Raw genomic sequence first — 10,020 nt, 5'->3', positions numbered from 1 at the left:
GTATTCATGAACCCCAAAGGGGTTGTCTGCTGAAATCCCTCTTTGATATCCTTCCCGCAGACCTAGGCTCCAGCAGGAGCAGTAGCTTGAATATTATGTTATCTGATTCCGTTGCCTTCTTTGTGCTTACTTTCATTATCCTCTGTATTTTTCTTCCATTGCCTTCTTAAACAACTCGATGGGATACTCGTATTTTATAGCTTTATAGATGAATCGGTTATTCCATTGATTTCTTTCTATTCCTTCAACAAATTCTCGCTCTATGATTTTCATCGTATAGATAATTTCATTTAATGTTCCTATCACACTTCGATTATTAGTAGTTGTGATAATCATACCTTCATTTTCTTCGATATACCTGCTGATTACTTTTTCTTCGATTTCCTCACTCATTAAATAATTTCTTAGTTCTTTAACGAATAACTCTTCTACATTTTTTAATTGTGCCTTTTTAACTCCTATGATCGTTAAACTTAATCTTGATAAGTCATTCATGAATACGATTGTTTTTCTTCTATTCAAAGTGAACATATTGGCATGCCATGTATTTAACGGAACAGATATATCTGTTTTTTGTACTTTACAATCCATTTCTTTTAGCAGTTTTTGTGTCGCTCTTATAACGTACATTATTGTTCTCCTTGTTATTGATTTACAGGTTTGCAATGGTTTCAGATAACGTTCTCTGCATTCACGAACATTCACTGACTAAGTGCGCATGCGCACTTAGTCAGTGCAATGTTGTCCGCCTGAGTCACATCCTCGATATCCCTCGGTGCGGACCAAGGGACGGCTTGCCGGCCCACAGCGTCGAATGCGATGTTATGAGATGTCCCAGCCTCCGTAGCTTAACTTACAAAAGTTCTTTTTTTATCTTATATATCCTACAATTTTATTTATTTTTTCTAAATCATATGGTTTTATCTTTAAAGATGTCTGTGGTTTCCCAGTTCCTCCATATACATATTCGAATCGATTAAGTTGGCTGTCTATTATTATTGGAAGTTCAAAATTGATTAATGATACACTTCCGATCTTACTTCCAGTTACTTGTTCTACTTCTTTCGGTGAGGCAAGTTTGATCTGATCTACTAATAATTTCTCCCTAAGTATTTCAAAATCAACCCTTCCATAATCCCCTGAAATTATTAAACCAAAAAATCCTTTCTCTGTCTTTAAAATTAGTGTTGGAGCTGTTTGTCCGATCTCTATTCCAAAATATTCAGCACCTTCCTGAGCAGTATTAATCTGTGCAGTGTGTTGAATGATCTCGTAATCAACATTGTGTTCACTTAAAATAGAAACTAATTTATCCATAAACTCACTTCTTTCAAATAGTTTAAAATTGGTCTTATATAGTTTTTCTGGGATTTCTCATAACGTTCTCGTATTCATGAACCCCGAAGGGGTTGTCTGCTGAAATGCCTCTCCGAAATTCATCCCGCAGACCTAGGCTCCGAAGGAGCCGCAGCTTGAATATTATGTTATACGCTGTACCTAACTTCTCTGATATCCGTTCACTTCAACTTCTATGCTTGTATATCTTATCCAATGATCTATAATTTTCTTTATCAAAAATCATTATTGGCACGTTATCTATCCATTCAATCCCTGTCTCTAAAAATCCCTCCTTATCTATCACTTCTTTAGGACTATTCTTATCTATTCCTATTCGATTCCACTTTATATAATTATTTATGGTTTCTACTTCTGCAACGACGACTGTACATGATAAATCACAGTCATCTGGACACATTAATATAGGTAATATCTTCGTTTCATCCATCGAATCATATAGATGCTCTACTAATTTAGACTCTTCATCTAAATTCATCCAATCAACGATCATTGGGATTAGACCTAGCATGTAATCATTCTGATAGTATGCATTCATAAAATGATCCAAAGGTTTTCCATCTATTAGTATGGTTGGATGAGCATCTTTTAGGTAATTACTATTCTGATTCTCAACTGATATTTTTGTTATAATTTCTTTCATCCCAGAAATCCTCTCAGTTATTGTATCTTAGTCTTGGTATTGCGTATAACGTTTGGCATTCCTGACGTTCAAGCAGCTTAAGTGACCAAAGGGAGCGGGTCGTCAGACTTAGCTGGTTGAATGTATCGCCTGAATAACCCCCTTGGAAATCCTTCTTAGCGATCAAGGACGAATGTCCGCAGTAGGAATGCTGTGTTATCCGGAGGACTCGACTTCTCGACTAATCTATAGAGTTTTTTTATTCGCTCGAATTACTAACAGAGCTTCCCTCAAGTTATCTGCTACATCTCTTCTATTTAGCAATTCATAACTATCCCTATCTACAATTAATTCGTAATCTAATGCACCACAAAGCATGTTGATTCGCCCATAGCCTGGTGCCATGGGAATAGCATTACTCTTACCAGGCGCCGCATGTTTAGCCATATTAATTCTATATAATTCAATCATTCGATATACCGGTTCTAATTGACCCCAACAATATTCAACCTCATCCCTGAATGACTGATCATCTCGATATTTCTCAAGTTGTTTCCTTCGATCTTGTAAAGTTATGTTCATATAATCATCAGAATTTAGCGATTTTAATTTAAGATCAATCCCTCCGTTTTTGTGGAGCTTAGAGAATTCGTACTTTCTGTCTCGCCATAAACGTAAAACTTCATATAATGCGAAAATCCACATCTGAGAGAATGCTCCTACAGTCATGGCTTCAAATGATGGGGTTCTCTCTTTCTCGATATACGTTTCCAGTAGACTATACTCATATTGAGTAATGTCGGGATCAGTAATACCGATATTCATCGCTTGCATTCCAAGAAATAAATCATCTCTGTAAAAAGGGAGGAATCTAAAATCATTACCTATAATTGAAAAATCAATTTCTTCAAGTGCTAAATAGTCTCCACCATGCCTAATAATTACTTCTTTCATTAAAGATCGCTCCTTCGATTATGTATTTCTATTCTAAATTTAGATTTTCGAGTATTTCGGATAACGTCTTATTTACGAACTTCCGAAAGAATACTCTCTTCGTCATATTCACGAACTTCGTGAATCCTGCACTTTTCTCCTTATTCTCACACTTTCTGCGCTTCAATCCTCCAGCCCGCCTATCCGATCCAAAGGACTTTGAATCCGTCCAATGTCCCGCTTGCTCACGTGTGTATACCGCTCCGTTGTTCGCACATTCTGATGCCCCAGCAGTTCCTGAATATAACGAAGATCAATCCCATTCTCCAGCAAGTGGGTCGCAAAGGAATGCCTTAGCGAATGTATGCTCAGCTGTTTACGAATGCCCGCTTCAGCCAGCGCTTTTTCAAACACTTTCTGCGCTGAACGTTCCGTCAGGTGGCGGCCTTCCCTCTGCCCTGGAAACAGCCAGTTTTCCGGCTGCTTCGCCCCTATGTATTGCTCGACCACCGCAAAAGCCGCTTCGGAGAGCAGCGTTTGCCGATCCTTCCTACCCTTTCCCTGACGGACTTTCAGCACTTTCCGTTCCCGATCGCAGTCTTCGAGACGCAACCTCACCACTTCGCTTACCCGCAGCCCGGATGTATACGTCAGGTATAGAATAGCCCGATGCTTCGGATTTTTCACTGCTTTCAACAGACGCATGACCTCATTCAGGGACAGCACATCCGGCAGTCTACTCACTTTTTTCGGACGAACATAGGCGGAGGATTTGGGCTGCTTTAGCACATGGCGAAAGTAAAATTTCAGCGCGCTGATCGCTTGGTTAACATAGGCGTGCGAAAGGCCTTTTTCGAGCAGCGCCAGCGCATATTTTTGCACCACCGCATCATTTATACTTGCTTCGGTCCCTTGCAAATCGGCGAAAAAGCGTTCCGTTTGCGATATGTAAGCTTTAATTGTCTTGCTGCTGTAACCCCTTGCCACCAATGCATCACGCAATTCTTTCCGCCGATCCGGGTTCCATTCACCTCGCTCCGAAGAAGAAAGAACCGCATTGGCCTGAGCGCCCCGCCGATCCAGCCATTCCCGGATGTACGGCAGCTCTTTATTCAAGCGCTCGTCCCATTCGAACTCGCAGCTCCGATACGCTTCCAATAGGCTTTCTACAGCCGCGATGCTGTACGGAATCGTCCAGATTTTTTCGTCCGGAACCCATTTTCTGCCCGGTATGGACCGAATCCCTTCTCGCTCCTTGACTCCGTATCGCTCCAACCGTACGCCAATCGTTTTTTCATCCCGATAAAGTAGGTTAATCTTCATCTCGTTGCCTCCTTAGTATATCAGTCGTTCAAAAAATTGGAAATCCAATTTTGAAAAAAAATGGGCCTTAAGATGGAGATTCATCATAAGGCCCTGATTCTTTCGGAGCAAATGATTGGTGCGTTAAGCCCAATTTTCAGATCATAAAATGCCTTAACTTTACTTGTCCAGTTCCTCCGTCACATCATCCCATAGCACCGCCACCTTCTCCAACAGATACCCCGGCTTCAGGTTCATAGGTATCCTTTTGGAACTCCTTCTCCTCGACGCAGAAACAAAAGAAGAGGCACAAGCCCATTTCCTCGTTTCTGCCGAGGACGCAGATTTCCAGCGTTTTGATCCCTACTGTACGCGCTGCCTTTATCCGACGTTCCGATCCTGCTCTTCCGTGCGTCGCCTCTCTTCGCAGCGTCAGCCGCCTCGGGCGCCGTTTAAATTGCTGTTAAAATAGGATACGAAAAGGTAAAAAGCCCGCGCTGGACGCGAGCTTTGCTGTAATACCAAAATCATGGCTATTCATGTTCCTCGACCTTAAACTGGCTCAATTCGTCTTGAAGCTTATTGGACAATTGGTTTAATTGTTTGGATAGTTCAGCAACCTGTTCGAAGCTCTCCAATTGTTCCTGCGTGCTGGCGCTAACCTCTTCGGTTGAGGCGGAATTCTCTTCCGTGGTAGAAGAGATGATCTCCAGCGCCTGCAAAATCTCATCTTTGTGCTTATGGACTTTAGAGGTATTGTTGCTGATCTGGATCATTCGCAATTTCAAATCTTCCAAATCCTTGTTAATGCTAAAGAACACTTGCTTGGTGTTCTCCACCGATCTGGCATTTTCTTCTGCAATTTTCAGACCGTGAGCTGTATGCTCCACCGATACGCTGGTTTTTTCTTCAATCACACGTACCTTTTTATAGATTTCCTGTGTCGCCAGCGCAGTCTGCTCAGCCAGCTTGCGAACCTCCCCGGCAACAACGGCAAACCCTTTGCCCTGTTCTCCTGCACGCGCAGCTTCAATGGAAGCATTGAGCGCCAGCAGGTTAGTCTGTGTTGCAATTTGATTGACCGTGTCCACGATACTCGAAATCTCATGACGGCTCAGATCAATATCCTGAATAATAGACGACATCGCTTGTGTGGAATTGTGATTTTCTTGCGCCCATTTAGATAACTGATCAACTACAGCCAGCCCCTGTCCGCTTTGCTCGGCAGAGATTTGCACCATCGTTTCTATGGCCTTGGCATCATTGGCTATTTCGTCAATTTGACCGGATAATGCTCCGGTTTTTTGTAAAATATTTTCCGTTTCGATGGACTGATAATTTGTCGCATTGGCGATCTCATTGATCGCTGTCGCTGTATCGTTCATCGTTATCGCCGTTCTGGAAGAAATGGATTGCAGATCGTGAGAAGACTGATTCAAGACTTGAGCAGAGCCGCCCACCATTTGAAGCATTCCTTGAATTTTTTGAACCATATTGTATATTCCCTGAGAAATTTGCCCGATTTCATTGCTGGAATGTGTATCAAACTGAACCGTTAAATCACCATCTTCAATCAGCTTGATTTTTGCGAGCAACTTCGGTATTGATCTCAACAGATAGCGGAGCGTTATATAACAAATCAAAACCAGCAGGATTGTGGCTGCGGCAAAACCGCCAATGGTAAGCCAGGTAAAGGCTTTTAATTCTGAGAGTGCCTCTTGTTCAGAAATGGTTAAGCCTACGGACCACCCGGTATCTTTACTGGTTGCATACCCGATATAACGAGGTTCTCCATTATCATTAATCAGTTGTACTCCGGACTCGCCAGCAATCATTTTCTTTCCGATCTCCCCAAGATCCCCTGTGCTTTCGTTAATCTTTTCTTTCAGCACTTTATTCTGATCGGGATGATATAAAATATCGCCCGTTTTGGATGCAAGAATCGAATAACCTGAGCTTCCGAGCGAATAGCTTCGCATAACGGCAGGGATGTCTTTGAAAGCAATATCAACCGCAGCAAATCCGATTAATTGGTTACTGCTATCTTTGATCGGATAAAAAATGCCCATGAGCACATTACCCGAATTGACGTCCTTATAGGGTTCTGAGTAGTATAAACCGTCTGCTTCAACAGCTGGCTTGAAGTATGGGCGTGTATGGATATCGAAATCCGGTTTAGAAGCAACACCATCATTCTGTAGAAAGAAGCCTTTACCAGATATTCCTGCAATCCAGGCGTCAGCAAAAGATGGCTCTGCCTTGACAATGGCTGCCAGAGTCGCTACTGTTTCCGCAGCGTAAGGAGAAGTTTTCACCATTTCTGCCGATGGGGTGGTTTCTAAATATTGCTCAAAAAGGTTGTTCGTTGACATTTGTTTGACAAGTGATCCCTTTTCCTTAAACAACGCATCGAATTGAGTGACAATGGCCTGCGTCTTGGTCTGGAGCATGGCCTCTTGCTGCTTGATAAGTATGCTTTGCGTACTCGCAAACATGAACGTCCCCAAGGTTGCAAAGACGACAACGATAATGACTAACAACACAATGGCCAATGTGTTCGCGATACTGGATGATTTGATTGCGCGCTTTTTAATATTTTGTGACATGCTGCCATCTCCCCGAGGAATATTGAGCGAAAAGCTCTTAGATAATATGTCGGAAGTTTGTAGTTGTTTTAATAGGTTTTTAATGTACACAATTTTTGCTATCTTTGTCTGACTGCCGGTGCTCCAGGCGTATCCGCTGCTCTTATGTGATTAGCTATGGGGAGAATTCAGGTGGTGACTCGCGTGGAATGGGCTGAGAATACAGAGAAAAGCCCGCGGGAGACGCGGGCTTTTTATGCTGCCGTTGTAGAGGCTATGCCAATTATAAACCGGACGGAATATCGGCCAAGCTCATTTCAAAATCGCCGTAATAGCATGATCAACCAGCGCTTTTGACGAGATAGGACCGCCAAACGTCCATGTCTTGCTATCCAATGCATAGGTGCGTTTTTCTTTGACGAAATTCAGACCGTTCCAGACCGAGTTATGTTTCAGCGCTGCGCCGAAAACATCGTCGTCCGGCTGTACAATATAGATAAAGTTGCTGTCCTGAACGGCAGATAGAGCTTCAATGCCTACAGTTGAAAAACCATACGCTTCAAGTTTGGCTGGCTTCCAATCGTTAATCAGCCCGATCTTCGCTAGTGTCCCCGCGACGACCGAATTATCCGAAAACATGCGCAGACTGGCTGCATTTTGATAAGTGAACGCCTGTGTCAAAATGTAGTGGAAGTCCGCTTTACCAGCAGCGGCGAGCTTTTCTTTGGCATCCACATAATGCTGATCCAGCTCCTTCAACACCTGCTTTGCTTTGTCTTCTTTTCCAAGAGCGACCGCGATGTTGTTGAAAATCTCTACCATTTTGTCATAATCGTAGCCCTTGCCGTTATTCAGACTATATTCGACTGTCGGTGCAATGGCTTTCAGTTGATCATAGATCGCTGCATTTCCATCAACATTGGAAATAATCAGATCCGGCTTCAATGCAGCAATCGCCTCCAGATTGGGCTCGTCGCGTGTTCCGACATCGGTCACGCTGCTATCCAAAGCCGCCTCCGAAGACACATATTGCTTGTATCCGGCATTATCCGCATTACCTACAGGCTGAACACCCAGCGCAACCATATCCTCCGTAAATGTCCATTCCAACACAACGACACGCTTTGCTGGACTATCAAGTGTGATCTCGCCACGATTATGCTTTACTTTCACAGGACCAGTCGCTTCGGCTGGTGTGCTGTCCGAAGTTGCCGTCTGACTCGAATCCGATGTATTGTTGCCCGTTCCGCAGCCTGCCAAAACAAGTGCAAACACCAGCAACATTACAATCCCGCTCAAACCTTTTTTCATAGAACATATTCTCCTCGTGTATGTACATTTTATAGATAATGATAATCATTATCGTTTTTTTGGATTATGACGGAGAAATGTAATTTTGTCAATGATAGAAGGTAGTACAGAACGCTCAACGGGAACCCAGATATAGCGGAAAATGATTTTAATCAGCCTGGCTCTCACTCAGCAGCAGAGATATCTTTTATAAATATTTTAAAAGCCTGGACGAACTGGTTTTTGAAGTAGCTATAATCATGCCCAAAAATTTCTCCTTCAACTGTTATCCCAATTGCATGGTGGTGATGCAGGTATCGTCGTTCTCAAACGTGGAGATTTGGGATTTTGCAGTTTTTCCTTTATGCTCGACCGTAACGCTATAGGTTTTGTCACGCGGTAGCCATAGATCAATAAATCCATTGGACTGGGATTTTACTAAGGCTTTATTCATGACTGAATTCCCAGCGGAATCATGAATCGTTACATTGAACTCTTTATCCTTCATTTCGCCTTGACAACCGGTCAGGCTATGGGTTGCACAAGGGTGGGTCTGTTCCGTATATGGTGCTATCGAAACAAAAAACTCGTTAGCAGGTAAATCGTAGGTCTTTGTTGTGGTAGCATCCTCCGATACGCTCAACTGACTGGATGTGATGGAAGCAGACTGGGCCGTTGCCTTTCTTGTACTGAAATCATGCACCAATTGCTTGATATTTGACACTCCCTGGTTGCCAGCTTCTTCTCTCTGGGCATTTCCTGCAATCAGATATGTCCCTATGGCGACCACAACTAACCCAGTAGCTATTCCAGTAGTTATTAAGGTTATTTTTTTCATCTTGAGTTCATCTCCTTGTCCCTTTTTTTATTATTATAAAGGAGAGCACATCATGATAGGCAGGATGAACGCTTAATGTCACCATATGCTCACATTCATCTCTGGTACAGGTCAAAAATTGAGCAATAGGCGGTTTTCTCTCCCGAACCGATGATGCCCAGCGTCTCATTTCTACTCAGTTATTGGGGATTGATTTCACTCTGTTTCTTGTGAAAAATCCTGCACTTCACACAACCACACCATGTGATCTCCATCCTTGCCCCAGTAATCCTTCGCAATGATGTAGGGTACCCCGAATTTCCGCAGCCATTTAGTCTGAGCTATTTTGAAGCCGCTATCCAGGCAAAAATGCGTAACTTCCATTTCCTTCAGCCTGGTCATCAAAGCTCGAATTAACGCCGAGCCTACCCCTTGTCCCTGATAAGCGGGCAGCACATATAAGCTTCCCAATGTCCCTACATGCCCGAGTTCATCGTTGGTGCACTTCCTGATATCTTCTCCGCAGGGGCCATAAGAGATCGTTCCAACGACGTTATGGTTATGTTTGGCCATTAGAAAAAACAAGTCTGAATTCGAAGCTGACAAAGATGCTCGCAGCAACTGTTTTTTGTGCTCAATCTCATGCTGCATGTCGTCGATTAAGGCTTCCAGACCCTCCTGTTCAAATGCCGCAGTTATGGAGCTTTCAAAAACGACATCTGCCGCCTCCAGATCCGAAGGAACAGCGGGTTGAATACTGAACTGTTTTTTCATACTGTCAAAACTCCTGGAACTCATATTCATCCTTCATTCAGGCTCTTTTCGGCCTTCTTCCATAATGCCTCAGTAAGTTCATCAATCGTCTCCTTCATCGAAAGCTTTTCACGCCAATGGCCCGGAATTCCACTTTGCCCGTAATAAGCCCCGGCAATCTGTCCGTACACCGCTCCGGTTGTATCGGCATCATCTCCAAGGTTTACTGCCAGCAGTGCCCCATTTTCAAATGAAGTTGAATGATGAAATGCCCACAACGCAGCCTCGAGGGAACGAATGACATAACCGGTTCCCTGTATTTCGGGCGGCTCCTTATGGCGGTAAGATCCCTGGATGATTTC

At 43.2% G+C, this 10,020-nt stretch carries 10 protein-coding genes; all 10 read right to left on the bottom strand.

Going from position 1 to position 10,020, the window contains the following annotated elements:
* Positions 1-135: 135 nt before the first annotated feature.
* The gene (locus tag L693_RS0116535; protein ID WP_025718375.1) at positions 136-630 is read right to left on the bottom strand and encodes a DUF6933 domain-containing protein; all 495 of its coding nucleotides are present in this window, start codon (positions 628-630) and stop codon (positions 136-138) included.
* A 240-nt stretch (positions 631-870) separates the two neighbouring features.
* Complete coding sequence (locus tag L693_RS0116530) at positions 871-1,317, bottom strand: aminoacyl-tRNA deacylase (RefSeq protein WP_025718373.1); 447 nt, start codon at positions 1,315-1,317, stop codon at positions 871-873.
* Positions 1,318-1,522: 205 nt separating this feature from the next.
* Entirely contained in the window at positions 1,523-1,999 is a 477-nt protein-coding gene (locus L693_RS0116525) for a hypothetical protein (protein ID WP_025718372.1), read from the bottom strand.
* A 225-nt stretch (positions 2,000-2,224) separates the two neighbouring features.
* Positions 2,225-2,932 (bottom strand): hypothetical protein, encoded by a 708-nt coding sequence (locus L693_RS0116520; RefSeq protein ID WP_025718370.1) that lies wholly within the window; start codon positions 2,930-2,932, stop codon positions 2,225-2,227.
* Between the two features lie 162 nt (positions 2,933-3,094).
* A complete protein-coding gene (locus L693_RS29375) occupies positions 3,095-4,234 on the bottom strand; it encodes a tyrosine-type recombinase/integrase (RefSeq protein WP_025718369.1) in 1,140 nt (379 codons plus the stop codon).
* Positions 4,235-4,746: 512 nt separating this feature from the next.
* On the bottom strand, positions 4,747-6,819 hold the full coding sequence (locus L693_RS0116505; protein WP_025718367.1) for a methyl-accepting chemotaxis protein: 2,073 nt from the start codon (positions 6,817-6,819) through the stop codon (positions 4,747-4,749).
* A gap of 291 nt (positions 6,820-7,110) precedes the next feature.
* A complete protein-coding gene (locus tag L693_RS0116500; RefSeq protein WP_025718365.1) occupies positions 7,111-8,109 on the bottom strand; it encodes an ABC transporter substrate-binding protein in 999 nt (332 codons plus the stop codon).
* A gap of 265 nt (positions 8,110-8,374) precedes the next feature.
* Positions 8,375-8,926, bottom strand: coding sequence for a CueP family metal-binding protein (locus L693_RS0116495; RefSeq protein ID WP_025718363.1), 552 nt, complete (start codon positions 8,924-8,926; stop codon positions 8,375-8,377).
* Between the two features lie 195 nt (positions 8,927-9,121).
* A complete protein-coding gene (locus tag L693_RS0116490) occupies positions 9,122-9,679 on the bottom strand; it encodes a GNAT family N-acetyltransferase (RefSeq protein ID WP_025718362.1) in 558 nt (185 codons plus the stop codon).
* A 26-nt stretch (positions 9,680-9,705) separates the two neighbouring features.
* Positions 9,706-10,020: ADP-ribosylglycohydrolase family protein (locus tag L693_RS28220; RefSeq protein WP_197029979.1), on the bottom strand; the 315-nt coding region annotated here is incomplete at its 5' end.

Origin of the sequence: Paenibacillus sp. 1-18 (assembly GCF_000520755.1) — a bacterium.
GTDB classification, from domain to species: Bacteria; Bacillota; Bacilli; order Paenibacillales; family Paenibacillaceae; genus Paenibacillus; species Paenibacillus brasilensis.
Note: the sequence above shows the minus strand (reverse complement) of the source record. Positions and strands in the feature narration are given on the sequence as shown.

Coding starts and splice junctions, on each gene's coding strand:
- L693_RS0116495 (WP_025718363.1), bottom strand. CDS start 8,926: ATGAAAAAAATAACCTTAATAACTACTGGAATAGCTACTGGGTTAGTT.
- L693_RS0116535 (WP_025718375.1), bottom strand. CDS start 630: ATGTACGTTATAAGAGCGACACAAAAACTGCTAAAAGAAATGGATTGT.
- L693_RS0116530 (WP_025718373.1), bottom strand. CDS start 1,317: ATGGATAAATTAGTTTCTATTTTAAGTGAACACAATGTTGATTACGAG.
- L693_RS0116525 (WP_025718372.1), bottom strand. CDS start 1,999: ATGAAAGAAATTATAACAAAAATATCAGTTGAGAATCAGAATAGTAAT.
- L693_RS0116500 (WP_025718365.1), bottom strand. CDS start 8,109: ATGAAAAAAGGTTTGAGCGGGATTGTAATGTTGCTGGTGTTTGCACTT.
- L693_RS0116490 (WP_025718362.1), bottom strand. CDS start 9,679: ATGAAAAAACAGTTCAGTATTCAACCCGCTGTTCCTTCGGATCTGGAG.
- L693_RS0116520 (WP_025718370.1), bottom strand. CDS start 2,932: ATGAAAGAAGTAATTATTAGGCATGGTGGAGACTATTTAGCACTTGAA.
- L693_RS29375 (WP_025718369.1), bottom strand. CDS start 4,234: ATGAAGATTAACCTACTTTATCGGGATGAAAAAACGATTGGCGTACGG.
- L693_RS0116505 (WP_025718367.1), bottom strand. CDS start 6,819: ATGTCACAAAATATTAAAAAGCGCGCAATCAAATCATCCAGTATCGCG.